This is a genomic window from Wolbachia endosymbiont (group A) of Barypeithes pellucidus (assembly GCF_964030885.1).
GTDB lineage: Bacteria > Pseudomonadota > Alphaproteobacteria > Rickettsiales > Anaplasmataceae > Wolbachia.
Genome location: NZ_OZ034985.1, coordinates 807,405 through 833,895 on the forward strand (window position 1 = coordinate 807,405; position 26,491 = coordinate 833,895).

Consider the following 26,491-nt stretch of genomic DNA (forward strand, 5'->3'; position numbering starts at 1 on the left):
AGTGATACCGTGAAGCGTAAAAATAAGGATGAATTTATACAGAGCACAATAAACGTATTTGTAAATAATGATTTCTTAATATTAGTAAATTTTAAATCTATAAATGCTAATGATTCGTTAACTCTGAGAAATAGCCTAAAATCTATAGCAGGTGGGGTATTAGTAGTTAAAAACACTCTAGCTCGCTTGGCTTTAGAAAGGACTGGTAAATTTTCTTATTTATCAGGCAAATTTTCTGGTCCTGTTGCTATTATATACTCTAGTGGCATAGTAGAAGCTGCAAAATTAATAGTTGATTTTACTAATGCTAACAAAGAAAAAATGTCTATGATTTGCGCAGCTCATTTAAATGAATTGTTAACAGTGGAAGATGTTAATAAATTGGCTAAGTTGCCTTCTCTGGATGAATTGCGTGTTAAAATTATGCGTTTAATATCTTATGATATTCCTGCTCGGTTGGCGTTGTCTATTAATTCATCTTCTATGAGGCTTATGAGAGTTTTGGATTATTATAGTTCTAAAAAATAAATTTATTGTTAAGTAAGGTGATAATTATGAGTAATGTAACAAGTGATTTGGTTGATAAAATATTATCTTTAAACCTATTAGAGGCTTCTGAACTTGTAAAAGTTCTAGAAGAGAAAATAGGGTTGCCTGCTGGTTCTTTTCTTGGTGGAGCTGTTGGTGCTGGGGCGCCTATTAGTGATAATGCTGCTGCTCCTGCTGCTCAAGAAAAAGCTGAGTATAAAGTTGTGATTAAAGAAATTGATGCGAGTAAAAAAATAGGAGTTATTAAAGCTGTGAGAGAAGTTAATTCTACATTGGGTTTAAAAGAAGCAAAAGAGTTGGTTGAATCTTTACCTAAAGATTTGACTGCTAATGTTCCTAAAGACGAAGCAGAAAAAATCAAGCAAAAACTTATTGAAGCAGGAGCAACTAAAGTGGAGCTTGAATAATATTTAATGTATTAATTTTATATTGATATAGCTCTTTTAATTAATTTGGGGTATTTTAATGGTTGATTCTTCTTATATGTACGCTTCTGGTGCTTTTGTTCCTAGAGTTTCTTATTCTAGGTCGATTGATTTAAAAGATTCTTTATTGGATTTGGTTAAGGTTCAAAAAGAATCGTATGATTCATTTGCTCCTAAGAATAAGGGTAATGAAAGACTTGAAGTTATCTTTCATACAATCTTTCCAATAAATGATCCTTTGCGTAGGGCTACTATTGAGTTTGTAAGTTGTAGGGTAGATGATCCTAAGTATGATGAATCTGAGTGTATAAAGCGTGGTGTAACTTTTTTTGCTCAGGTTATTGCTTCTATACGTCTTGTTGTTATGCAGGATGGTATTTCTCTCGATGAATATAAATCGATTAAAGAGAGTGGAGATCATTCTAAACTTGCAACCGTTGTAAAATCTATAGAAGAGCAGAAAGTCCACTTTTGTGGGTTGCCTATGATGACTGATAAGGGCACTTTCATCATTAATGGTGTGGAAAAAGTTATCGTCTCACAAATGCATAGGTCTCCTGGTGTATTTTTTGATAGCGATAAGGGAAAAACTTACAATTCTGGTAAATTGATCTATTCTGCTAGAATTATTCCTTATAGGGGTTCTTGGCTTGATATTGAATTTGATGTTAAAGACCATTTGTATTTTCGTGTTGATAGAAAAAGAAAATTGCCAATCTCAGTTTTATTAAAGGCGTTGGGTCTATCAAATAATGATATACTCGATAGATTTTATCAGAAAATAAAGTATGTAAAACATAAAGATGGTTGGAAAGTGCCTTTTGTTCCTGATAAATTTAAAGGAGTGAGGCTGCCTTTCGACTTAATGGATATTGAAGGTAATGTGCTGCTTAAAGCTAACGTTCGTATTACCTCAAGATTAGCTAAAAAGCTATATGATAATGAATTAAAAGAGTATCTGGTTCCTTTTAATTCTATATGTGGTTTATTCCTCGCAGAAGATTTAATGGATAGTGCTAGCTCTACGAAAATTTTATCTGCTGGTGAATCTATAAAGCTGGAAGACATAAAGAAGCTTGAGTTATTGTCTGTGGATGAAATATCAGTATTGAACATAGATAATGTATCTGTTGGACCTTATATATTAAATACGCTTTTCTTAGACGAAAACATGTCTTATCAGGATGCGCTATATGAAATATATAGAGTTTTGCGTCCTGGTGAAGTTCCTGTTTTAGAGATAGTAGAGGAGTTTTTCCGTAATCTTTTCTTCAGTCCGGAATATTATGATTTGTCTAACATTGGTAGGTTGAAGCTTAACTCTTACCTTGGATTAAATTATGATGAGGATTTAGCTGTTTTAACATATGAAGATATTATTGAAATTGTGAAAAAAATAGTATTGTTACGTGACGGTCAAGGATCTGTAGATGATATTGATCATTTAGGAAACAGAAGAGTAAGATCAGTTGGAGAGTTTATAGAAAATCAATTTAGAACTGGGTTGTTGAAATTGGGACGCGCAATAGTTGATTCTATGTCCACTTCTAGTTTAGATAAAGTTTCTCCATCTGATTTTATTAATCCAAAAGTGTTAACTAATGTCTTAAGAGATTTCTTCAATTCTTCTCAATTATCTCAATTTATGGATCAGACTAATCCGTTATCTGAAATAACACATAAAAGAAGGTTGTCCGCGTTAGGTCCTGGCGGTTTAATAAGAGAACGGGCAGGATTTGAAGTGCGTGATGTTCATCCAACTCATTATGGAAGAATTTGCCCTATTGAGACTCCTGAAGGGCAAAATATAGGGTTAATCAACAGCTTAGCTATATACGCGCGTATTAATAAATATGGTTTCATTGAAAGTCCTTATAGAAAAGTAGTTAATAGGGTTGTTACTGATCAAATTGAGTATCTGTCTGCTATAGATGAAGGTTTATATTATATAGCTGATACCAGCGTAAAGCTCGATGAAAATAATTGCTTTGTTGATGACATGCTATACTGTAGATATGCTGGTAGTTTCATTATGGTAAGTAGTGATCAGGTGAGTTACATTGACGTATCTCCTAAGCAGGTAATATCAGTTGCAGCTTCCTTGATTCCATTTTTAGAAAATGATGATGCTAATAGAGCATTAATGGGCTCAAATATGCAACGTCAGGCCGTACCTTTATTGAAGCCTACCGCTCCTCTGGTTGCTACTGGTATGGAGTCTTTTGTAGCTTCTGGCTCTGGTGCTGTAGTTTTAGCAAAACGCGATGGCATAGTTGATAGTTCTGATAGTAACTCTATAGTTATACGTGCTTTTGATAAAGAAAGGGTTAACTACTTGGACGTAGATATTTATCATCTAAGGAAATTTCAGCGTTCTAACCATAATACTTGTATTAATCAAAGACCGCTAGTGTGCGTAGGTAATTATGTTAAAAAGGGTGATGTAATAGCTGATGGTCCTGCAATTAACAGTGGTGAGTTGGCGCTTGGTAAAAATTTGCTAGTCGCTTTTATGTCTTGGCAAGGTTATAACTTTGAAGACTCTATTATTATTTCTAGTGAAGTTGTTAAAAAAGATCTCTTTACTTCTATTCATATAGAAGAATTTGACTGTGTTGTACATGATACCCCTTTAGGATCAGAAAAAATAACTCGTGCTATACCTGGTGTTAATGAAGAAAATCTATATCACTTGGATGATAGTGGTATAGTGAAAATTGGTACAAGAGTTGGTCCAGGCTATATTCTGGTAGGTAAAGTTACACCTAAACCTTCTCTTTCATTGCCTCCTGAAACGAAGTTATTAATGACAATTTTTGGTGAAAAGTCATTCGATTGTGCGGATTCCTCTTTATATACATCTCCAGATGTTGAAGGGACAGTAATTGATGTACAAGTCTTTACACGCAGGGGGGTTGAAGAAAATGAAAGGGCATTACTCATCAAACAAAAAGAGGTAAATGACTTTGAGGAAGAGCGAGATTATATAATCAATGTTACTAGTGAATATTTCTATGATGAACTGAAGAAACTTCTTATTAATTCTGGTTCTCAAGATCGAGAAAAATTTGACTCTATTGAACGTGAGCAATGGTGGGGTATAGGATTAAAAAACCAATCCATTTATGAGCAAGTTAAGAGCTTAAAAAAAGATTTTGATGAAAAAGTATCACATGCAGTAGCACAGTTTAAGCGAAAAGTAGAAAAATTACATGAAGGTTATGACCTGCCTCAAGGTGTGTCGATGTCAGTAAAAGTTTTCATTGCTGTGAAACATAGTCTGCAACCAGGGGATAAAATGGCTGGTAGACATGGGAATAAAGGTGTGATTTCTCGAGTTGTGCCAGTGGAAGATATGCCTTATTTGGAAAATGGTACTCCTGTTGATATTATTCTTAACCCTCTTGGTGTTCCTTCACGAATGAATGTAGGGCAAATACTGGAAACGCATGTAGGTTGGGCTTGTAGAAAATTAGGGGAAAGGGTAAGTAATATTCTCGATGAGATCAATAAAATCAAAAGTGCTTTTTGCAAGGGAATTAGGTCCCTTAACGATGATAATTTTACACAATTTGCAGTAGCATACCTTGACAATAAAAAAATTGAAAATATTGATGATGATGAAATAATGGCTTCTGTTTTAAATACACCTAATAAGAATGCACTAAATGACGAGTTGAATGCGTTAGTAGAGAACTATTTGAACTCTTGTAAAAGTTCATACAGCAATTTACGTAATTTCCTGATTGAGGTTTATAGCTATGGTAGTAACGTATCTATCTGTAATGATATTCGTAATATTAGTGATAATAATCTCATTGAATTTGCACGTAAATTACGTGATGGCGTTCCTGTTGCTGCACCTGTATTTGAGGGTCCAAAAGATGAACAAATAGCAAAATTATTTGAACTTGCTGGTTTGGATAACTCTGGACAAGCTGTATTATATGACGGTTGCAGTGGTGAAAAATTCGACCGCAAGGTTACAGTTGGTTACATGTACATGCTTAAGTTGCACCACTTAGTTGATGGTAAAATTCATGCGCGTTCAGTAGGGCCTTATAGTTTGGTTACTCAACAACCTCTAGGAGGAAAATCTCATTTTGGTGGTCAGCGTTTTGGTGAAATGGAATGTTGGGCATTACAAGCCTATGGTGCTGCTTATACTTTGCAGGAAATGTTAACTGTGAAGTCTGATGATATTAATGGTAGAGTTAAGATTTACGAGTCGATAATAAAAGGTGACAGTAATTTTGAATGTGGAATTCCTGAATCCTTTAATGTGATGATAAAAGAACTACGTTCTTTATGTTTAAATGTAGATTTAAAGCAAAATGATGTAGTGATTGAAGATATATCTCACACTAACATTGCACAACCTTTTAATGAGGTTAGCATATCGATTGCTAGCCCTGAAAGTATTAAGCGTATATCTTGTGGTGAGATAGAAGATGTTTCAACTGCAAATTATCGTACGTTCAAAGTTGAGAAAGGTGGATTATTTTGCCCTAAGGTTTTTGGCCCTGTCAATGACGATGAGTGTTTATGTGGAAAATACAAAAAAAGAAGACACAGGGGTCGCATATGCGAAAAATGCGGAGTAGAAGTTACATCTTCTAAAGTAAGAAGAGAAAGGATGGGTCATATAGAGCTTGCATCTCCTGTTGCTCATATATGGTTTTTGAAATCGCTTCCTTCAAGAATTGGAGCATTATTGGATATGTCTCTCAGAGATATTGAGAATATTTTACATAGCGATAATTATATCGTGATAGATCCTCTTGTTTCGCCTTTTGAAAAAGGTGAGATTATTAGTGAAAAAGCTTATAATGAAGCTAAAGATAGCTATGGGATCGATAGTTTTGTAGCTATGCAAGGTGTTGAAGCTATAAGAGAGTTGCTAACGCGCCTTGATTTACATGAAATTAGGAAGGATTTAAGACTAGAATTAGAGTCTGTTGCTTCTGAGATAAGAAGAAAGAAAATTATAAAGAGATTGCGTATTGTTGAAAACTTCATTAAATCTGGAAATAGGCCTGAGTGGATGATACTTACAACTATACCTATTTTACCACCTGATTTGCGTCCTTTGGTATCGCTTGAAAGTGGTCGTCCTGCAGTTTCTGATCTGAATCATCATTATAGGACTATTATTAATAGAAATAACAGGTTGAGGAAATTGTTGAGCTTAAATCCTCCTGAGATTATGATTCGTAATGAAAAAAGAATGTTACAAGAAGCAGTTGATTCTCTTTTTGATAATAGTCGTCGTAGTACTTTGGTAAATAAAGCTGGTGCTGTTGGATATAAAAAGTCCATTAGTGATATGTTAAAAGGAAAACAGGGTCGTTTTCGCCAGAACCTCTTAGGAAAAAGGGTAGACTACTCTGGACGTTCTGTAATAGTTGTTGGTCCAACTTTGAAACTAAATCAGTGTGGATTACCAAAAAGAATGGCTCTTGAACTATTCAAACCTTTTGTTTACTCAAAGCTTAAGATGTATGGTATGGCTCCAACTATTAAGTTTGCTAGTAAGTTGATAAGAGCAGAAAAACCAGAAGTTTGGGATATGCTTGAAGAGGTAATAAAAGAGCATCCTGTTTTGTTGAATAGAGCGCCTACGCTACATAGACTTGGTATTCAGGCTTTTGAGCCAATCCTTATTGAAGGCAAAGCAATACAGCTTCATCCGCTTGTCTGTACGGCGTTTAATGCTGATTTTGATGGTGATCAAATGGCAGTGCATGTGCCAATTTCATTGGAAGCTCAGCTTGAAGCTAGGGTGTTGATGATGTCTACTAATAACGTTTTAAGTCCTTCTAATGGCAGACCGATTATAGTTCCTAGTAAAGATATAGTACTTGGTATATATTATCTGACTTTACAAGAACCTAAGGAAGATAATATACCATCTTTTGGTGCTTTTTGTGAAGTTGAGCATTCTTTGAGTGATGGTACTTTGCATATTCATTCTAGTATAAAGTATAGGATGGAGGATATTAATAGCAGCGGTGAAACTCACTATAAAACTGTTTGTACAACTCCTGGCCGTTTAATATTATGGCAAATTTTTCCTAAGCATGAGAATCTAGGCTTCGATCTAATAAATCAGATATTAACAGTCAAGGAAATAACTAGTATAGTTGATTTGGTATATCGTAACTGTGGTCAAAGTGCTACAGTGGCATTTTCTGATAAATTAATGGTACTTGGCTTTGAGTATGCCACATTTTCTGGTGTTTCTTTTGGTCGTTGTGATATGGTTATACCTGAAACTAAAGCTACACATGTTGATCACGCGAGGGGTGAAATTAAGAAATTCTCTATGCAATATCAAGATGGGCTAATAACTAGAAGTGAGAGGTATAACAAGGTTATAGATGAATGGTCTAAGTGTACGGATATGATAGCTAATGATATGTTAAAAGCAATATCTATATATGATGAAAATAGTAAGTACAACTCAGTGTATATGATGGTTAACTCTGGTGCAAGGGGTTCTACTTCACAGATGAAACAGCTAGCAGGAATGCGAGGGCTCATGACCAAACCTTCTGGTGAGATTATAGAAACACCTATAATTTCTAATTTCCGTGAAGGATTGAACGTATTTGAATATTTTAATTCTACTCACGGTGCACGTAAAGGTTTAGCTGACACTGCGCTTAAAACTGCAAACTCTGGATACTTAACTCGTCGTTTAGTTGATGTGTCTCAAAATTGCATAGTTACAAAGCATGACTGTAAAACAAAAAATGGTCTTGTTGTGAGAGCTACAGTTGAAGGAAGTACTATAGTTGCATCTCTAGAGAGTGTTGTGCTGGGTAGAACAGCTGCAAATGATATATATAACCCAGTGACAAAAGAATTATTAGTAAAAGCAGGGGAATTAATTGATGAGGATAAAGTAAAGCAAATCAGCATTGCAGGTCTTGATGCTATAAAAATTAGATCGCCTTTAACTTGTGGAATAAGTCCTGGTGTGTGTTCTTTATGTTATGGAAGAGACCTTGCAACTGGTAAAATTGTTTCAATAGGTGAAGCAGTTGGTGTTATAGCTGCTCAATCTGTTGGAGAGCCAGGTACTCAGTTAACGATGCGTACTTTCCATATAGGTGGAGTAATGACTAGAGGCGTTGAATCCTCGAATATTATAGCTTCTATTAATGCTAAAATAAAGTTAAACAATAGTAATATAATTATAGATAGAAACGGAAATAAAATTGTGATAAGCCGTTCCTGTGAAGTCGTGTTGATTGATAGCCTTGGTAGTGAAAAGTTGAAGCATAGTGTACCTTACGGTGCTAAACTTTATGTGGATGAGAGTGGGTCAGTAAAAATTGGCGATAAAGTTACGGAATGGGATCCTTATACATTGCCTATTATCACGGAGAAGACTGGTACAGTGTCTTATCAGGACTTAAAAGATGGAGTTTCGATCACTGAAGTGATGGATGAATCTACAGGAATATCGAGCAAAGTAGTAAAAGATTGGAAATTGCATTCTGGTGGAGCTAATTTACGTCCTCGTATTGTGCTGCTTGACGATAATGGTAAAGTAATGACACTCGCAAGTGGCGTTGAAGCATGTTATTTTATACCAATCGGGGCAGTGCTCAATGTACAAGATGGCCAGAAGGTTCATGCAGGTGATGTTATTACAAGAACACCAAGAGAGTCAGTTAAAACTCGTGATATTACTGGTGGTTTACCGAGGGTTATAGAGTTATTTGAAGCACGTCGTCCTAAAGAGCATGCTATTGTTAGTGAGATAGATGGCTATGTAGCGTTTTCTGAAAAAGACCGTAGAGGAAAACGCAGTATATTAATTAAACCTGTAGATGAACAAATTTCTCCAGTTGAATATTTGGTATCAAGAAGTAAGCATGTAATAGTCAATGAAGGTGATTTTGTACGTAAAGGTGATCTATTGATGGATGGTGACCCTGATCTCCATGATATTTTACGTGTGCTTGGGTTAGAAGCTTTAGCACACTATATGATTTCTGAAATACAGCAAGTTTATAGATTGCAGGGTGTTCGTATAGACAACAAGCATTTAGAGGTGATCTTAAAACAAATGCTACAAAAAGTGGAAATTACTGATCCTGGTGATACTATGTACTTGGTTGGCGAAAGCATTGACAAGCTGGAAGTTGATAGGGAAAATGATGCTATGAGTAACTCTGGCAAACGGCCTACTCATTATCTTCCTATTCTGCAGGGGATTACTAGGGCAAGTCTTGAAACTAGCTCCTTTATTTCTGCTGCCTCTTTCCAAGAGACAACAAAGGTACTTACAGAAGCAGCATTCTGCGGAAAGAGTGATCCTTTAAGTGGATTAAAAGAAAATGTTATAGTAGGAAGATTAATTCCTGCTGGTACAGGTTTGATTATGAATAAGATCAGAGCACTTTCACTTTGTGATAATATAGATGAATATGAAAAATATTTTGATATTGAAACTTATGACGAGAAATGGTTGATGGATAATGGTTGTTATTTACACTCTGGTGAGGAAGAGAGCGTAGTGGCATATGATCAGTCGAATTGAGTACAGCTAGTGTGTTTCGTATCAGTTCAGGAGAGTGACAAAATAAGGTAGACAAGGTAGCATAACAAGATAACCAATAAAGTAAAAGTGAGTTTACAACAGATGGTGTCATTCCAGTCTGGAATAACATCATTCTCTTGTCATCCAAGTAGCTGACACTGGTTTCCATCCAAAAGGGCAGTGCCCAGACACTGGGATCCAGAAAAATTTGCTTGTTCACAAGCAAACTAGCATGGAAAGTGGTTACAACGTTCTTGATGAGATTACGGCAAGGCTGGATTCCAGTGTCAAGCACTGGAATGACACCCTTTTTGGGTCTTCTAAATAGCCTTCTCTTCCTGTCATCCAAGTAGCCCCTTTTCCTGTCATTCCAGTAGCCTCTTTCTCCTGTCATGCAAGTAGCTGACACTGGCATCCAGAAAACTTAATTCTAACCAAGTGGCTGCATAATAAAGACTGGATGCCAGTGTCAGCTACTTGCATGACAGCAGTCCTACGTCATACCGCGATTCATTCGCGGTATCTCAGCCGCTAACTGTTCTCCCTCGTCATACCGTCACGGTATCTCTAGTCCCGCTGCGGGATGACGGTTGTCAGCTTCTCCTGTCATCCCAGTAGCTCCTTCGGTGTTATTCCAGTGCTTGACACTGGAATCCAGACTTTAATTGTTATACTTGTAAATAAGTCTGGTGAGAATAAACGTTCATCTCAAAATGCAGTATTTTTGTTGAAATAGCTCAACTGGATCCCAGTGTCAAGCACTGGGATGACACCATTTGTTGTGTTTAACAAAGTTCGTACTTAGCTTCATGTTAGCTACAAACGTTAAGAAATTTACCAAGTAAAAAAAAAGGCAAAAGAAGCCCCGTGGTTATTATCCGCTTTAAAATATTGGCGTTTTTTATGTTTTAAACGCTTGACAAGCGAGATTCAGCTGCTTTTAATTGCAACTAACCTACGCTGCAAATGTTTAAGAAATTTACTAAGCAGAAAAAAAGACAAAGAATCCCCGAGTTAGCTAGTCTTTTACTATCTCTGTCGAGTATTGGCATTTTTTGATGTCTTGTAACGCTTTATAAGCGCGTTCAGCTTATTTAGATAAAAATCTAGATGTAGATGAAGTTTTGTAAAGACATACAGTATCTATATACTGCAAAAAATTGAACATAAGACGCCGATACACTAAGTAATCCTTACCTTTTAATCTGCAGATTGGCGAAAGCAAATACAATAGCTTCAGTTTCATGATAAGGGGGCTGGCGGAGTTTGTCAAGTAGGTTTTTATGACTTAAAAAGCCAGTGTCAAGCACTGACCACTTTTGCTTCAATATTTGTACATTAGCCACGCCCCTAAACAGATACGTGTGTCTCTTGACCAAAAAAGCCAATAATATTTTCTTTCACTTCTGTGCTATCTGTCATGTTATTTACTCTCACACGAAATTCAGATGAGCATTGAAGCCCGCTACTGTACCAACCTATGTGTTTGCGGGCCATCTTTATCCCCGTGTCATTTCCATAGTACTCAAGAATATTATCGTAATGCTCAAGTATGATGCTTAATCTCTCTGAAGCTGTTGGTTCAGAAGTTTTACTTCCACTGAGAAAGTGCATTGCTTGATTAATCAGCCAAGGTTTACCGTAGGCACCACGACCTATCATCACTCCGTCTGCTCCGGATTCTTTAAGAGCACTTTGAATATCACTCAAGTTTTTAATATCGCCGTTTACTATAACTGGAATTTTCACTTGCTCTTTAACATTTCTAACGAATTTCCAATCTGCTTGACCGTTATAGAGCTGCGCTCTTGTCCTTCCATGTACAGTAATCATTTTTGCTCCTAAATCCTCGGCAATTTTCGCAAGTCTCGGTGCATTGCGATTTTCATCGTTCCATCCAGTGCGCATTTTCACCGTAACTGGCACATTCACTGCTTTGACTACGGCCTCAATTATCTCAGCGGCTTTTTTCTCATCGCGCATTAGTGCTGATCCTGCATAACCGTTTACAACTTTTTTAACAGGACAACCGAAATTTATATCTATTATTTTTGCACCCATATCCTCATTGAGCTTTGCAGCCTCTGCCATTACATCCGGCTCGCATCCAGCAAGCTGCACAGCAGTTAATTCATCGACTTTTGCTTTTTGCAGACTCTGGCGAGTTTGCATAATCATGGCTCTGCTTGCAATCATTTCTGAGACTAACAAACTTGCACCAAGTTTCTTTACAATACTTCTAAATGGATAATCAGTTACACCAGACATCGGGGCTAAGATTACCGGAGAATCAATTGTTAAGTTTCCTATTTGAAGGGGCATGAATTATGTTGATCTTATAATTTAATTACATTATAGAGCAAAAAGATGATGATTTATCTAAAGATGAAACACTGCTAGTTCTGAAAGAAGGTGTTATTTCTTTCAACTCGGCTCTCTCATAATGACCAGGTTTTAAATATATTGTTTCGCGTTTTTTGTTACCCCATAACTCGTCGTTTAGTTTATAACTTTCATGACAAAATACTTGATTTAGCTGATCATCATTTATCATTTGTGGATCTGGCTCAAACTCCTCGTGCTTCTCGTTGTTATTGTCTTTATAATAGACATTAATTTTAATGTTAGCTAAAGAAGCTAAAATAGGAATTTCTTTGATAAAAATATAATAGCACGGATTATTTATTGCTTCTAAATAAGCTTTGTAAAGTTCAGGGTTATGAAGAAATGAATTTGTAATAACATCACTATTGTATTTTGTTTTGTAAATCTCTTCATCAAAATTATCTGGATCAAGAGCTTCTGCATATTCTCTTAGATCGCTGATAGCCTTATCATGCGATACATTAAAATTTCTAATAATTCTACCTACTAGCTCCCCAACCTTATCTTTAGCATTTCTAGTCTTTTCATTTGTCTGTTCAACCAGCTTCTTTATTTCGTCTGACCTCCTAGTTAGATCTCCTGGCTTGTTTAAAAACATATTAAAAAGCGTTTCTAGATGCCTTCTTAGAAGATCTGGCATACTCGAATCATCCAAAGATGTAAATTGACTTAAAAATTTGTGCCATTCCATTCTCATATCTTGTGCTTTTTCAGCCTTATATTGACCAGAGCTATTATCACCAAATACAGCATGGAAAAAGCAGTTACCGTCCCCTGCAGTATTATATGTTTTAACTTTTGTTTTTTGAGTTTGCTCACTTTCTGAATCTGAACCATGACCACTATCATCTAACGAAGCACTGGAACTTCTACGACTTCTATTCTCTGGGCTTTCTGTGCCATCTGGTACAATACCACTATCCCTATCAGGAGTTTTCGGTCTTGCTTGCTTTTCTGGAGTCTTGCCTTGCAAATCTTGTAGTTCTGTATCTTTTTCTTCACTCTTTTCCCCCTTTGAAGCTCCTTTTCCATTTCCATTAATATAGTTCTTCGCTGATTTGTATGCTGTTGTAAGAACTACTCCCATTATAATCCAAATCACAGGATGAGAAATTAGCATAGCAAGTGGAAAGGTCAATAGAGGGGATCCTATTACCGCTCCTAAACAGCCAGCAGCGAATGTGGCTGCTAGGCATACACAAGTAGCGCAGATAACAAATTTCCCACCAGCAAAGTAAGTGCTCTCTTTAAATTGATTATATTTTTCTGTGATGCCCAACATACTATATCCTATGAACGCTAAGTTAATTAAATTTTAACAAATTCTAACAAAAAAATCAACCATAATAATTTTAGTAGTATGAGAAAATATTGAATATTAAGAGCTTTTGAAGTACAGTAATAATGTTAGTAATAGCACAATATATGCACGATATAGAATATATACGCAAAAACCCTGAAGGATTTGAAAAGGCAATGAGAAGCAGGGGGATAAGAGAGTTTACTGCAAAAGAGATATTAGAAATTGATCACGAGAAAAGGTCATTAACCACTAAATTGCAAGATTTAAATAGGCAGCGCAATGAAATCACAGAGGAAATAAAAAAGCTAAAAATGAGCAAGAGCCCCTGTGAAGAGCAAATAAAATCATCAAAAAACATCACGAATGAGATAGAGGCAATCAGCTTAAAAGAGCAAGCAGAAAAGGATAAGTTAGTGAATGTTTTATCTAACTTGCCGAATATTTCTGCGCAAGATGTGCCAATAGGTGTAGATGAGAGTTCTAACTTAGAAGTTAAAAAATACGGAGAAAAAAGGCAATTTGATTTTACAGCAAAATCTCATTATGAACTCGGAGAAAAGTTAGGTTTAATGGACTTCGAACAAGCGGCGAGAATTTCCGGATCAAGATTTGCGATATTAAAAGGACAGTTAGCTAAGCTTGGACGAGCGCTAATAAATTTTATGCTTGAAATGCATGTTAATGAATTTGGCTATACTGAGGTGTACCACCCGGCTTTGGTGAAAAACGAAGCTATGTATAATGTTGGTCAGCTACCGAAATTTTCTGACGATTCGTATTTAACTACCGACGAATTGAGGTTGATTCCCACAAGTGAAGTGTTTTTAACAAATTTGGTTGCTGATAAAATAGTGGAGGAAAAAGAACTGCCTATTCGTTTTACTGCGTATTCAGAGTGTTTTCGTAAAGAAGCAGGCAGCACAGGGCGAGACACGAGAGGCATGATAAGGCAACACCAATTTGGTAAAGTGGAATTGGTGAGTATCGCAACTGAAAACCAATCAAATGATGAACTTGAGCGCATGACGAGTGTTGTTGAAGAGATATTAAAAAAACTAGAATTACCGTATAGAGTAATGCTACTGTGTAGTGGTGATATGGGTTTTGCTGCACAAAGGACTTATGACATAGAGGTATGGTTACCTGAGCAAAATAAATATAGAGAAATATCAAGCTGCTCAAATTGTGGTGCATTTCAAGCAAGAAGGATGAACGCTAAATACTCTTCAGAAACTGATAAAAAGATGAAAAAATATATTCACACTTTAAACGGCTCAGCTTTAGCTATAGGAAGAACGATTATTGCCATAATGGAGAATTATCAAAATTCTGACGGGTCGATTGCAATACCAAACGTGTTGCAAAAATACATGAGTAATGATACTGTTATAAGCAAATAATAATTTTGACATATAGAAAAGCGAGGAAATAAAGATGAAGGTTCTGGTTATAGGTTCTGGTGGACGTGAGCACGCTCTACTTTGGGCTCTAAAAAAATCTCCTATCTTGACTGAGTTATATGTCACTCCTGGTCGCCCAGCCATGGAAAATTTGGGAGTTCTTGTGGATGTAAATATTCAAAATTCAGTGGATGTTACACAATTTTGCAAGAGAGAAAATATAGAGTTGGTTGTTATTGGTCCAGAACAACCAATAATTGATGGGCTTGCTGATGATTTAGTTGCAGAGGGAATAAATGTTTTTGCTCCAAGTCAAGCAACTGCAAAACTTGAGGGATCGAAGTCTTTCACCAAGGGACTATGCAAGCGATATGGTATACCAACTGCCAAGTACGAGTGTTTTGTTGATGAAGGATTAGCTAAAGATTTTGTACGTAGCAATAAAATAAAGTTTCCACTTGTAGTGAAAGCAAATGGAATTGCGGCAGGGAAAGGCGTGATGATATGTTGCGCAGAAAACGAAGCTTTTTCAGCAATAGATTCAATGCTAGTGGAGAAAAAATTTGGTGAATCAGGTGAAGAAATAATCATAGAAGAGTTTTTAATTGGAGAAGAAGTAAGTTTTTTTGCTCTTGTTGATGGGTTGAAAGTAGTAACTCTTGGGTGTGCAAAAGATTATAAGAGAGTTGATGAAAGTAATGAAAGCCAAAATACTGGAGGCATGGGATCGTACTCATCACCTTCAATTATAAGTAAGGACATGGAGCAAAAAATTATCCAAAAAATAATATACCCTACAGCTCAAGCATTGGTTAACATGGGTACGCCTTATAAGGGAGTACTCTTTGCTGGTTTAATGATTTGCAGAGATGGTCCAAAACTTCTCGAGTATAACGTTAGATTCGGTGATCCAGAAACGCAATCTATATTACCTAGATTTGATTCAAATTGCGATTTGTTAAAATTGATGTTGTCAGCTGCAGAAGGAAAGTTAAATGTCAAAATGGTGGAGCTTAATAACAAATCTACAATTTGTGTAGTTGTTGCAAGTAAAGGCTATCCGGGTGATTATCAAAAGGGAGAAGTAATTAAGGGATTAGATAAAATTGAAAGCATTCCTGGTATATTGGTGTTTCATGCTGGTACTAAATTAGATGAGAGTGGTAATTGGGTTTCAGATGGCGGAAGAGTGCTAAATATAGTAGCAGAAGGGAGCACTATAGAGGAAGCCAAAAGTAAGGTGTACTCAGCATTAAATTTTTTAGAATGGCCAGGGGGTTTCTTCAGATATGATATTGGTAGTTAATGTTAGCTGTCGGTTAGCAGGTGGCTCACAGAAACGAAAAACTTACTTGACAAACTCCGCCAGCGCCCTTATCACGGTACTGAAGGTATTCAGTTATCTTCATCTGTGCAGATTAAACAGCAAAAAAAACAACGTACTTGGCGTCTTATTTTTAATTTTTCGCACTATGTGCACCTTATGTCTTCACAACATTTCTAGCTATATAAGCCGAAACGCGCTTACAAAGCGTTTAAGACAGTAGAGAACGCCAATTTGCAGGATTAGAAAGTGACAACTAGCTAACACGGGGTTTCTTTTGCCTTTTTTTCTGCTTAGTAAATTTCTTAAATATTTAAACAAAGGTGAGTTGCATTTAAAAGCAGCTAAATTGCAGTGTTTAAGACTTAAAAAACGCCAATACTGAAAATAGACAATGACTAGGGCTTTTTTTGCCTTTTTTTTCGTTTGGTAAATTTCTTAAACATTTATGGCTAAACGACAACCGTCATCCCGCTGCTTGTTAGCGGATGAGATACTGCAGCGGGATGACGGTTCGCGGTCTTACTATTACCCACAAATATAAATGTTTGTTGCATAGCTCTTAATGGCATAACTTTTGCTTGAAATAACTGTTTATATGGTGCAATTTACAGCTTTTAGTTGCTAAAATTATAACTCTTAATTTAATAATTTTAATCCAATAAGCTTTCAGGTTAATAAAATTAAATTATTTGAGTAAATACAATACCATGTCTTTATTTGTGGGTAATAGTAAGGTTCGCGGCAGTATGACGATAACCTCGTCATCCCGCTACGTGTTAGCGGGATCTAGAGATACCGTGACGGTGTAGTAATTCGTCATTCCCCTACGTGCTAGCGGCTGAGATACCGCGAATGAATCGCGGTATGACGGTTTGCGGCGGTATGATGGTTCGTGGCAGCATGACGATAACCTCGTCATCCCGCTGCTTGTTAGCGGGATCTAAAGATACCGCGAATGAATCGCGGTATGACGGTTTGCGGCGGTATGATGGTTCGTGGCAACATGACGATAACCTCGTCATCCCGCTGCGTGTTAGCGGCTGAGATACCGCGAATGAATCCACAACTGTACGAACATTGTGATTTGAGAACAATCTCCGCCAGGAAGGGTGTCATCCCAGTGCCCAGACACTGGGATCCAGGAAACTTAATTGCAAGTAATGCATTGGGTTTGGTGAGTATGGGTTTTGCGTTATAGAATGAAGCACTTTTGATGAATTTGTAAAGAAAACTAGATTCCAGTGTCAAGCACTGGAATGACACCGAAGGAGCTACTGGGATGACAGGGGAAGTTGACAATCATCATCCCGCTGCTTGTTAGCGGGATCTAAAGATACCGTGACGGTGTAGTAATTCGTCATTCCCCTACGTGCTAGCGGCTGAGATACCGCGATTCATTCGCGGTATGACGGTTAATTTTCTTTATTTTGCTTATAACTTCCACAAGCAGTGCAAACATAAATGAAGAATACAAATATTCTTTTGGTAATTCTACATGAAATCCATGAAGTATGAGGTACACACCGACAAGTAAAATAAATAAGATAGCAATTACTTTTAAGCCTGGGTTAGATTTGATTAACTGGGCGGTATAACTTGATAAAAACAGCATTGCTAGCATGGAAAATGTAAATGCTGTAGCAATTATTACCATGTTATAAGTTAATGCTATAGCAGTTAATATCGAATCAACTGAAAAAACTAAATCTATTAATATAATTTGTAGCACAACTAAAAAAAATTTTGATTTAACGTTTGCTTTCTTTTTATTTTTCTTACATACAAAGATGTCATCCCATAACTCCATAGAGCTTTTAACAATAAGGAATAATCCCCCTGCGATCATAAGTAAATCCCTTGCTGAAATATTTAGCGATGCAGTGTGAAATATGGGTTTTTGCATTGACAATATAGATGATGTAAAAAATAGTATTACAAAACGCATTAATAGTGCTAATCCAAGGCCCATAAGGCGCACTCTTTCTCTCAGCGCATTTGGTACCTTATCTATTGCTAGAGAAATAAAAATTAAATTGTCTACACTAAGTATAGTTTCAAGTAGTGTAAGTGTCAGTAAAGTCCAAGCATCAGCTAGCATTTTTGTCCCAAATTCGGCTCCTCTTACTCTACAATAGATGTGTAAAAATTAAGTGACTTCACTCAGAAGTTTTATAGCAGTTCTCCAGAAAAACAGGATAACTGCTAATATAAAGTTCAGCAGCTTCTTCTATTTCCGTTTTTGAGCAAAATCAATAATAAGAGAGTTCCTTATTTTCATTTTTGACTTTATTTGAAAATAATATATACTATAAAAATAGTGTACTAGGTTGAATGAATGTATATTAAAGGATCACCATCAGGCAAAGTATTCGCTGGTTATCAGGCATTTATACCTAACCCCTTGCCACCAAAATTTGAATGGGACAATGATTTAGTTAATAGTCTTTCCAGAGCAGATCATATTTTGGGTATGTTATCCAGGGAAGGAGCTAAATTGCCTAACCCTCATCTTCTCATACGACCCTTTATAACACGTGAAGCAGTTCTTTCAAGTAGAATCGAGGGAACTCAAGCAACTCTTGGTGAAATTTTGGCTCAAGAAGCAGGTGCTAATGTAGATCGCAATCCCGATGATTTACAAGAAGTACGCAATTATATATCAGCGCTCGATTATGGACTAAAACGTTTACAGTCCCTTCCAGTGTCGCTCCAGCTAATTAAAGAAATTTACGGGAGGCTTATGCAGTGTGCAAGGCCAGGAGAATTTCGCCGAGTGCAAAATTGGATTGGAAGCCCAGGATGTACAATAGACACAGCAAAATATGTGCCACCAATGCCAGGTGAACTGATGGGTTGCTTGAACTCTTTTGAAAAGTTTCTACATGATAGAACATTACCCCCACTTATACATATAGCTCTATGTCATTATCAATTTGAAGCGATTCACCCATTCTTGGACGGCAATGGACGTATTGGACGTTTATTAATAACATTACTTCTGATCGAAAGAAAATTATTATCATCACCTCTGTTATACTTAAGTGCATTTTTTGAAGCTACAAGAAGTGAGTATTATGACCAACTTTACAATATAAGCAACAGAGGCACGTGGCATGATTGGTTCTCTTATTTCTTAAATGGTGTAGTACTGCAATCATTGGATGCATTGTCAAGAGCAGAACGAATTAACATTTTGATTGCAAATTGGCAAACTGAAGTTAGTTCTAAAACTGAAGGAGTTGCGAGTGGTATTGTAAGGTATCTCGCTGTAAACCCTTACTTTACTATAAGGAAAGTGGTTGAAAACTTAGGTGTCGTATTTACAACAGCCCAAAGAGCAATCGTAAAGCTTGAAGATTTAGGCATCGTTTCACAAACTTCTCAAGGAAAGAGAGATCGGGTTTATTGTGCAACTGATATTTTGAATATTCTAGAAGAACCAACTAAGATTACAGAGAACTTCGATAGCACATTGTAGCTATTGTGATGAATAAATTCAGCAAACAGCAAGCTTAAAGAGTCTGATCCAATGGACATGCTGAACAAAAAGTAAGGAGCTCCTTTTGGAGAATTATATTAACTTATTAATTAATTGCTTGACTTTTAGCAGGATTTATTATATTATTTATTAATGAGTAATGCAATCAAACCAAGGAGGATAGCATGATAAATAATTTGGATTCAATAATTCTTGGAATAAAAGATGGTGAAAAGGCGATTGAAGATTTAAGGGTTGTTCTTAAAAAAAGAAAAGAAGAAGTTATTACTACACAGACATTTAATTACGCTTTACAATGCCCACAAACTACAAAGGAAGCGATAGTACACGAAATTCTGCTTCATTTTATACAAAATCCTGGCGAGCAATCACTAGAACAAGTAATACAATACTTAGATGGAGCAATACAATCTAGGATATATGCAAAAAACAACCCAACAAGAAATCTAGATGAGGAACTTCGTACTCATATAAACTTTAAAGATGAAAAGGGAAATACATTACTACATCATGCAGTTATAGGTAATAAAACTGAAGAAATAACCACCCTTCTTGTTGCATATAGTGCAAATCCTTTGATACAAAACGCGGATAATAAAATTCCTTTAGATTTAGCTCAAGGAAAAACAAAAGAAGTGCTTATTAAAAGTATGAAAAAACAAGCTAATACGAAAAAAGAAAGCGCTATGATAGGCAGTTTGGTGCCTGGCATAATGATTGGTGGTTTTCTTGGTGTTGTACTTGGAGCTGGTATGTGTTGCAGTAAGTCTTTCTGGTGGTATTATACCAGGTGTAATGATAGCACCTGTTCTTGTTGCTAGTATAGCTGTTGGACTGACCATGTATTTTTTGAGTCAAGGCTATGAACAGGCTAAAGCGATAGAAAAAACTATTGGCACTGTTAGCTCTGAAATATCTGTTGGTGGTGCAACTGCTGCAAATGATAAAAATGATAAAGAAGGGCCACAACTTACATAGAAAAAGCTATAGTATTTTTCAAACTAAATAATAAATCTTGTAATTAGGATACTCTGGATTCCAGCGTCACGTGCTGGAATGACAACTGATACTCCTACTCTTTATGTCATCCAAGTAGCTAACACCGTGATCCAGGAAATTTAATTGTTTTAAATTTTCCCCTCTATACACCTATTTAAAATTTATGTTATTCACATGCGCAATATAATCTATAATAACATTGAATTTATTACCAATACAATATATTAAAAAATATTATGAGCTTTGTGAAAGAAAGAAACACTCCTGTGATGGAGCAATATTTGAACCTGAAAGCTCAATACAAGGATCATCTGCTATTTTATAGGCTAGGAGATTTTTATGAGTTGTTTTTCGATGATGCTATTAAAGCTGCGAAATTGCTGAATATAGTGCTCACTAAGAGAGGTAATTCGTGTGGGCAAGAAATACCAATGTGTGGAGTGCCAGCACACAGTAGTGAATCTTACCTACACAAGCTAATAGATTTAGGATTCAAAGTAGCAATCTGTGACCAATTAGAAACTGCTGATGAAGCAAAAAAGAGGGGCTATAAATCCATAGTAAAACGTGATGTAGTGCGAGTTGTAACTCCAGGTACAATTATAGAAGATTCACTATTAGAGGATAAAAGCAATAATTATCTCGCGTCCATAGTTGAACAAAATGACGAATATGCTATTAGTTGGCTTGAATTATCGACGGGAAAATTTTTTCACACTTTAACGAGTTTGAAAGCTCTAGATAGTGATTTATTGCGTATATCACCAAGAGAATTATTAATTTCTGAAAAATTCACTGAGGACGAAAAAATTAGATCGGTTTTAAAAAATTATAAAATATCAATTACGCAACACGCACAGAGCTTTTTTGAGTATAGTAAATCTCACAGAACATTATGCGAGTTTTATAAAATCAGGGAACTTGGGAGTATAGGAAATTTCAGCAAAGTAGAAATCATGGCGTGCGGTGCACTGCTTGAATATGTCAGAGTAACACAAAGGGGCTCTATTCCAAGGCTTGAATTCCCAAAAACCTATAAGCAACAAAATTTCATGCTTATTGATGCTTCAGCAAGGAGAAATCTTGAGTTGTTTTCAACTCAATTTGGTGAAAAGAAAGGTTCACTAATTTCAGTTATTGATCACACAGTTACAGCCTCTGGTGGACGCCTGTTAAAACAAATGCTTGCTTCACCACTTGCTTGCTCCAAGGCAATCAATTTGAGGCTCAGCACCGCTCAATTTTTTGTAAATAATCATGAGCCACGCAGAAAAATACGAGAGATATTATCTAACATTCCGGATATTGAGAGGTCTTTATCGCGCTTAATACTAAGGCGTGGTTCACCAAAGGATATGAACCTATTAAAAATAGGCCTAGGAAAAACTTTAGAGTTGTCTGAGTTTCTGTCTACCTTGCATAATTATTGTTTAAGTGAAAAACCAGCAATTAACTCTCAGATGTCATTCCAGTGCTTGACCAGAGAAAAGGAACCAGTGTCTACTACTCAGGTGATAAGTAGTGACGAGAGTGAACTAAACACAATACATAAAAGCCTTGGCAATCATAAAGATCTATTTGAACTGCTAAATAGTGCTATACTTGATAATAACCTCAGTTCCATGAAAGAAGGAGGGTTTATTCACTCAAAATACAACTCAGAATTATCTGAGTTATCCTACATATTAAATAACAGTAACAAGTTGATAACCAAACTCCGTGAATCTTATCGCAACCTAACTGGCATTGCCGCACTCAAAATATTACACAACAACATACTCGGTTATTACGTTGAAGTGTCGGCAAATCACAAAATAACTTTGGATATATTTATTCATAGGCAAAGCTTAGCAAATAGCATGCGCTACACTACTAATGAATTGAAAGAACTAGAAAATAAAATTCTTACGGCACGTGATGCTGCAATCAGCTTAGAAATGAAAATTTTTAGTGAACTGTGTAGTGAAGTTGCTAAAGAATCTGAAAAAATTGCTTCTGCTGCAAATGCTTTGGCAAAACTTGATATTAGAACCGCGTTTGCAGAGCTTGCAGTGCAAAATAATTACGTAAAACCCATCATTGATGACAGCAAAGAGTTCAATATCTGTAGCGGAAGACATCCAGTGGTTGAAGTTAACGATAAATTCATTGCAAATAGCATCAATTTAGCTGGTATACATCTAATTACTGGTCCTAATATGGCTGGAAAAAGCACTTTCTTGAGGCAAAACGCTCTCATTGCAGTTTTAGCTCACATGGGGTCATTTGTGCCAGCAGAGAGTGCGCATATTGGAGTGATTGACAAGATATTTAGCAGGGTTGGTGCAACAGATAATATAACAGCTGGTTATTCTACCTTCATGGTAGAGATGATCGAAACAGCAACGATAGTAAATCAGGCAACGGACCGTTCCTTGGTGATACTTGATGAAATTGGTAGGGGCACAGGGGTGTATGATGGATTATCTATTGCACAGGCGGTGATTGAACATATTCACAATGTAAATAAGTGCCGCGCCATTTTTGCAACTCATTATCATGAATTAACTAAAGTAAGCAAATACTTGAAGAACGTGAAATGTTTTTGTGTAAAAATAAGAGAGTGGAACGGAGAGGTTATCTTTCTACATGAAGTAATTGAAGGCATTGCAGATGAGTCATATGGAATACATGTGGCAAAACTTGCTGGTTTTCCTGATTCTGTTTTAAATAGAGCAAGTGAGGTGTTTGAGGAGCTAAAGGCTTGAGAGGAAATTCTTACATAACTATTGTTTAAGTGAAGAGTTGCCCACACAGTCCACCATATGTGTCAAATTAAGCTCAAAATTGTAAGCTTAAAATATGGTTGAATAATTGTGTGTATAATTATTAATGCTTTTTAGGTACTCTTGCTATGGGTGCGCCAAGAAAGCGTTTAGAATACAGTTGGTGAAAATCCAACTTAGGCAAAGTCTAGCCAACAGCCTAGAACAGACCATTATGCTGCGTGAGGTAACGAGCGTAGTAAAGCTAATGGAATGGACAATATGGTGCCATATGTTTTTTGGTTTGGAGAGAAGGTGTCCGGTTAAGTCCTCCTGATGTAGCCTGTGCATCACAAGAACGATTACTCCTTTTTTTCTGTCGTTAAGCCTGGTTACTAGAGTCTGATCAAACCAGTTTATAGCGCGCTTTCTAAACATTTCACTCAAAGCTTGAGCAAAACTGAGCGGATCGTCCACGATGATGAAATCACCACCTTCACCGATTAATGTTCCTCCAACTGATGTTGCGATTCTGTATCCTCTTTGCACTGTTTGGAATTTGTATTTGGTATTCTGATCTTTGGATAGTTCTACCTCTGGAAATAGCTTTTTATACCAACCAGATTGCATTACGCACCTTGTATCAAGCGAGTGCTTTTCGCTGAGCAGCCGAGAGTAACTTGCAACTATTATTCTTGCAGTTGCCCAGTATCCATGCGGGCCACGCAACGCTTATGCACATGGACTTCATTGAACACGGAGGCATATTGAATATTATTCGCCTCACTTCACCAACGCTCGCTGCTTCTAGCCTGTCTGCTATGACTTTTATGTACTGATAATCATTATACTCACACCCCGGTACACCGTTTAAAAGCATAACTTAATGAATTTTAGAAAGTTGATTTTGTTCATGATATAATGTTGAAACCAGCGCGTGACGCTGGGATGACAAAAAAAGGAGCACTGAAATGACAAGGCTATAGGTTGTAAGCAAGACGTCATACCGCCGCGGTATCTAAAAGCATAGATCCTGCTAACAAGCAGCGGGATGACGGTTGTCGTTTAGCCATAAATATTTAAGAAATTTACCAAATAAAAAAAAGGCAAAAGAAGCCCTAGTCATTGTCTACTTTCAGTATTGGCGTTTTTTAAGTCTTAAACACTGCAATTTAGCTGCTTTTAAATGCAACTCACCTTAGTTTAAATGTTTAAGAAATTTACTAAGCAGAAAAAAAGGCAAAAGAAATCCCGTGTTAGCTATAGTATTTCCCAAAGTAAATGATAAAGGTATAATAAGGTATTTGGGTTATAATGGCGTATAGTGTGGATTTAAGAGAAAAGGCAATATCGATGATAGGAAAAGGGAAGAAGAAGGTTGAGGTGGCAGAGCTTCTGGAGATAGGAATAGCAACTTTGTACCGCTGGTTAAAAAAGAAAGCTGCTGGTGAAAGCCTCAAGCCATCTAAAAACGGCAGCTTTATTCGAAAAATAGACCCAAAAATACTCGAAGAATATGTTACAAAGAATCCAGATCATACTCTGGCAGAGATGAAACAAAATCTTGGATTTGGAATAAATTCAATTTGGTATAGACTAAAACAGCTAAAAATTACTTTAAAAAAAAGTCACACTATATCAAGAGCGCAATCAAGAAGATAGGCAGCAGTTTATTGATAAAATCTCAAAAATAGACCATTCCAGCATCTTATATATAGATGAAGCAGGAGTTGATAATAAATTATACCGAGAATATGGACGTGCTCCAAGAGGAAAGAAAATTTATGCAGATATTCCAGGGAGAACTCGAGAGAGAATCAGTATAGTAGCCGGGTGGATTGGAATGAGATTTATTGCACCAATGACTTTCAAAGGTGGGTGTGACAAAGAGGTATTCAATATATGGTTGGAGAAGATGTTATTACCTAAATTGCCACTTGGCACAACCATAGTTATGGATAATGCTACATTTCATAAGACCACTAAAACAAAATCATTAATAGAGTCTTTTGGCTGTCATGTGCTGTATCTTCCAACATATTCACCAGATTTGAATCCCATAGAACACTGTTGGCATACCATCAAAAGCCGCCTCAGACCTCTAATGTATAAATGTACAGACTTACAACTTTTGGTTGGTAATACCATAATGGAAATTTATCATTCATTTTAGAAAATACTATAGTTATAGTGTCCTGTTAATTTAGCCTTCAGTACTTGCCACCAATCTTTAAGTCGAATACTTCCGCGGACTATTTTCAACCACTCCTTGATTTCTTTTAGTTTTCTGGCTAGATTTAACTTTGAGGTTTTATGTCCCATTATTAATCTACCACGACGACTTTTTGCACCATAGTGCGTAAACCCCAGAAAATTGAAACTTTCCGTCCTTCGTTTCTCTCTTATCGCTTGTTGCCACTCCCTCTTGCCAAACTTTACTACTCTGGTCTTGTTTTCAGATACTTCCAACCCAAATTTATTTAGCCTTTGTTTCAGTAATTCCAGAAATTCTTCCGCGTCTACCTTACTTTCGCAACAAACCACAAAATCGTCGCAAAACCTTATTAGTTGTATATATCCTCTGGATCTTGGTTTAAATTTCTTTTCTATCCATAAATCCAACACATAATGTAAGTATATATTTGCTAATACAGGACTTACTATACCACCTTGGGGTGTACCTTGTTTTGTTGCTTCATAATTTCCAGCTTCGACTATCCCTGCCTTGAGAAACCGCTTTACTAACCACAGCAAATTTGGGTCAGTTATTCGTTCCCTTAGACATCTCATTAGCCATTTATGCTGTATATTATCGTAGAACTTCTTGATATCCACTTCTACAATGTAGTTTATTGGCTTGTACATAACTGCTTTATCTAGTGCATTTACCGCTTGATGACAGTTTCTTCCAGGTCGAAATCCATATGAGCTGTCCAGAAAGTTTGCCTCGTAAATATTTTCTAATATCTTCTTCAGCATAATCTGTACTAATTTATCCTCGGTCGATGGTATTCCGAGTCCGCGTTTCTCTTTACTTCCAGCTTTCGGTATATATACCCTCTTTACTGGTTGTGGTTGATATTGCTTCCTCTTCATACTTTCTACTAGCACTTCGAGTTTCTCATTCAGATTTTCTCCGTATGATTCCACTGTTATCTGGTCTACTCCACAAGCCTTGTTACGCTTCAGTTCTTTATAACATCTCGCAAGATTCTCTGTATTTATCAGATGGACTAACGATGTGAATTTTAGTCGCTTATCTTGCTTTGCTCTTACTGCTATCTGGTTTAGTTTATTTTGCATGTT

The 26,491-nt window shown here is 36.5% G+C and carries 17 protein-coding genes and 1 pseudogene; 12 read left to right on the forward strand and 6 right to left on the reverse strand.

Features of this window, described 5'->3' with window-relative positions; genetic code table 11:
* Positions 1-9 precede the first annotated feature (9 nt).
* Genes rplJ through ACQH1X_RS04170 form a run of 3 tightly spaced genes read left to right on the forward strand, consistent with a single transcriptional unit; the run spans position 10 to position 9,528 of the window.
* Complete coding sequence (gene rplJ, locus ACQH1X_RS04160) at positions 10-528, forward strand: 50S ribosomal protein L10 (RefSeq protein WP_425385774.1); 519 nt, start codon at positions 10-12, stop codon at positions 526-528.
* Positions 529-554: 26 nt separating this feature from the next.
* Complete coding sequence (rplL, locus tag ACQH1X_RS04165) at positions 555-956, forward strand: 50S ribosomal protein L7/L12 (protein ID WP_253307301.1); 402 nt, start codon at positions 555-557, stop codon at positions 954-956.
* 58 nt (positions 957-1,014) lie between these two features.
* Positions 1,015-9,528 (forward strand): DNA-directed RNA polymerase subunit beta/beta', encoded by an 8,514-nt coding sequence (locus tag ACQH1X_RS04170; RefSeq protein WP_425385775.1) that lies wholly within the window; start codon positions 1,015-1,017, stop codon positions 9,526-9,528.
* A 243-nt stretch (positions 9,529-9,771) separates the two neighbouring features.
* Here the strand turns inward: ACQH1X_RS04170 and ACQH1X_RS04175 are convergent, their stop codons facing one another.
* The 3 genes from ACQH1X_RS04175 to ACQH1X_RS04185 form a co-directional block, all read right to left on the reverse strand.
* Positions 9,772-9,897, reverse strand: a complete 126-nt coding sequence (locus ACQH1X_RS04175; protein ID WP_265034340.1) for a hypothetical protein — start codon at positions 9,895-9,897, stop codon at positions 9,772-9,774.
* Between the two features lie 981 nt (positions 9,898-10,878).
* Positions 10,879-11,850 (reverse strand): tRNA dihydrouridine synthase DusB, encoded by a 972-nt coding sequence (gene dusB, locus ACQH1X_RS04180; protein WP_425385776.1) that lies wholly within the window; start codon positions 11,848-11,850, stop codon positions 10,879-10,881.
* A 25-nt stretch (positions 11,851-11,875) separates the two neighbouring features.
* Complete coding sequence (locus tag ACQH1X_RS04185; protein WP_425385777.1) at positions 11,876-13,195, reverse strand: hypothetical protein; 1,320 nt, start codon at positions 13,193-13,195, stop codon at positions 11,876-11,878.
* Between the two features lie 143 nt (positions 13,196-13,338).
* Between ACQH1X_RS04185 and serS the strand changes: the two genes are divergently transcribed.
* The 3 genes from serS (at position 13,339) to ACQH1X_RS04200 (ending at position 17,141) form a co-directional block, all read left to right on the forward strand.
* A complete protein-coding gene (gene serS, locus ACQH1X_RS04190) occupies positions 13,339-14,616 on the forward strand; it encodes a serine--tRNA ligase (protein WP_425386666.1) in 1,278 nt (425 codons plus the stop codon).
* A gap of 34 nt (positions 14,617-14,650) precedes the next feature.
* Entirely contained in the window at positions 14,651-15,922 is a 1,272-nt protein-coding gene (gene purD, locus ACQH1X_RS04195) for a phosphoribosylamine--glycine ligase (RefSeq protein WP_425385778.1), read from the forward strand.
* Between the two features lie 1,075 nt (positions 15,923-16,997).
* Entirely contained in the window at positions 16,998-17,141 is a 144-nt protein-coding gene (locus ACQH1X_RS04200; protein ID WP_265035086.1) for a WPE palindromic element domain-containing protein, read from the forward strand.
* A gap of 174 nt (positions 17,142-17,315) precedes the next feature.
* On the opposite strand, the gene ACQH1X_RS04205 is transcribed toward ACQH1X_RS04200, so the two are convergent.
* Positions 17,316-18,041 carry a TerC family protein gene (locus tag ACQH1X_RS04205; protein ID WP_425385779.1) on the reverse strand — a complete coding sequence of 242 codons (726 nt, stop codon included), beginning with the start codon at positions 18,039-18,041 and terminating at the stop codon, positions 17,316-17,318.
* A 237-nt stretch (positions 18,042-18,278) separates the two neighbouring features.
* Here ACQH1X_RS04205 and ACQH1X_RS04210 point away from each other — a divergent pair, with 237 nt between their 5' ends.
* The 4 genes from ACQH1X_RS04210 to mutS all read left to right on the forward strand — a co-directional run bounded on the left by ACQH1X_RS04210 (position 18,279) and on the right by mutS (position 23,188).
* Positions 18,279-19,421: a Fic family protein gene (locus tag ACQH1X_RS04210; RefSeq protein WP_425385780.1), complete on the forward strand. Its 1,143-nt coding sequence runs from the start codon at positions 18,279-18,281 to the stop codon at positions 19,419-19,421.
* 185 nt (positions 19,422-19,606) lie between these two features.
* The gene (locus ACQH1X_RS04215; protein ID WP_425385781.1) at positions 19,607-20,263 is read left to right on the forward strand and encodes an ankyrin repeat domain-containing protein; all 657 of its coding nucleotides are present in this window, start codon (positions 19,607-19,609) and stop codon (positions 20,261-20,263) included.
* A 19-nt stretch (positions 20,264-20,282) separates the two neighbouring features.
* The gene (locus ACQH1X_RS04220; protein ID WP_425385782.1) at positions 20,283-20,420 is read left to right on the forward strand and encodes a hypothetical protein; all 138 of its coding nucleotides are present in this window, start codon (positions 20,283-20,285) and stop codon (positions 20,418-20,420) included.
* Between the two features lie 257 nt (positions 20,421-20,677).
* Positions 20,678-23,188 (forward strand): DNA mismatch repair protein MutS, encoded by a 2,511-nt coding sequence (gene mutS / locus ACQH1X_RS04225; RefSeq protein ID WP_425385783.1) that lies wholly within the window; start codon positions 20,678-20,680, stop codon positions 23,186-23,188.
* A 276-nt stretch (positions 23,189-23,464) separates the two neighbouring features.
* On the opposite strand, the pseudogene ACQH1X_RS04230 reads toward mutS, so the two are convergent.
* Positions 23,465-24,100: pseudogene (locus tag ACQH1X_RS04230) on the reverse strand (phage terminase large subunit); the annotation flags it as partial.
* A gap of 399 nt (positions 24,101-24,499) precedes the next feature.
* Here ACQH1X_RS04230 and ACQH1X_RS04235 point away from each other — a divergent pair.
* The gene (locus ACQH1X_RS04235; protein ID WP_425385784.1) at positions 24,500-24,847 is read left to right on the forward strand and encodes an IS630 transposase-related protein; all 348 of its coding nucleotides are present in this window, start codon (positions 24,500-24,502) and stop codon (positions 24,845-24,847) included.
* A 28-nt stretch (positions 24,848-24,875) separates the two neighbouring features.
* On the forward strand, positions 24,876-25,358 hold the full coding sequence (locus tag ACQH1X_RS04240) for an IS630 family transposase (protein ID WP_252154099.1): 483 nt from the start codon (positions 24,876-24,878) through the stop codon (positions 25,356-25,358).
* On the opposite strand, the gene ltrA is transcribed toward ACQH1X_RS04240, so the two are convergent.
* Positions 25,355-26,488 carry a group II intron reverse transcriptase/maturase gene (ltrA, locus tag ACQH1X_RS04245; protein ID WP_425385785.1) on the reverse strand — a complete coding sequence of 378 codons (1,134 nt, stop codon included), beginning with the start codon at positions 26,486-26,488 and terminating at the stop codon, positions 25,355-25,357. The genes ACQH1X_RS04240 and ltrA overlap by 4 nt on opposite strands.
* Between the last annotated feature and the right edge of the window lie 3 nt (positions 26,489-26,491).

Coding starts and splice junctions, on each gene's coding strand:
- dusB (WP_425385776.1), bottom strand. CDS start 11,850: ATGCCCCTTCAAATAGGAAACTTAACAATTGATTCTCCGGTAATCTTA.
- mutS (WP_425385783.1), top strand. CDS start 20,678: ATGAGCTTTGTGAAAGAAAGAAACACTCCTGTGATGGAGCAATATTTG.
- ACQH1X_RS04215 (WP_425385781.1), top strand. CDS start 19,607: ATGATAAATAATTTGGATTCAATAATTCTTGGAATAAAAGATGGTGAA.
- ltrA (WP_425385785.1), bottom strand. CDS start 26,488: ATGCAAAATAAACTAAACCAGATAGCAGTAAGAGCAAAGCAAGATAAG.
- serS (WP_425386666.1), top strand. CDS start 13,339: ATGCACGATATAGAATATATACGCAAAAACCCTGAAGGATTTGAAAAG.
- ACQH1X_RS04210 (WP_425385780.1), top strand. CDS start 18,279: ATGTATATTAAAGGATCACCATCAGGCAAAGTATTCGCTGGTTATCAG.
- ACQH1X_RS04185 (WP_425385777.1), bottom strand. CDS start 13,195: ATGTTGGGCATCACAGAAAAATATAATCAATTTAAAGAGAGCACTTAC.
- purD (WP_425385778.1), top strand. CDS start 14,651: ATGAAGGTTCTGGTTATAGGTTCTGGTGGACGTGAGCACGCTCTACTT.
- rplL (WP_253307301.1), top strand. CDS start 555: ATGAGTAATGTAACAAGTGATTTGGTTGATAAAATATTATCTTTAAAC.
- ACQH1X_RS04170 (WP_425385775.1), top strand. CDS start 1,015: ATGGTTGATTCTTCTTATATGTACGCTTCTGGTGCTTTTGTTCCTAGA.
- ACQH1X_RS04200 (WP_265035086.1), top strand. CDS start 16,998: ATGAATCCACAACTGTACGAACATTGTGATTTGAGAACAATCTCCGCC.
- ACQH1X_RS04235 (WP_425385784.1), top strand. CDS start 24,500: ATGGCGTATAGTGTGGATTTAAGAGAAAAGGCAATATCGATGATAGGA.
- ACQH1X_RS04220 (WP_425385782.1), top strand. CDS start 20,283: ATGTATTTTTTGAGTCAAGGCTATGAACAGGCTAAAGCGATAGAAAAA.
- ACQH1X_RS04205 (WP_425385779.1), bottom strand. CDS start 18,041: ATGCTAGCTGATGCTTGGACTTTACTGACACTTACACTACTTGAAACT.
- ACQH1X_RS04175 (WP_265034340.1), bottom strand. CDS start 9,897: ATGACAGGAAAAGGGGCTACTTGGATGACAGGAAGAGAAGGCTATTTA.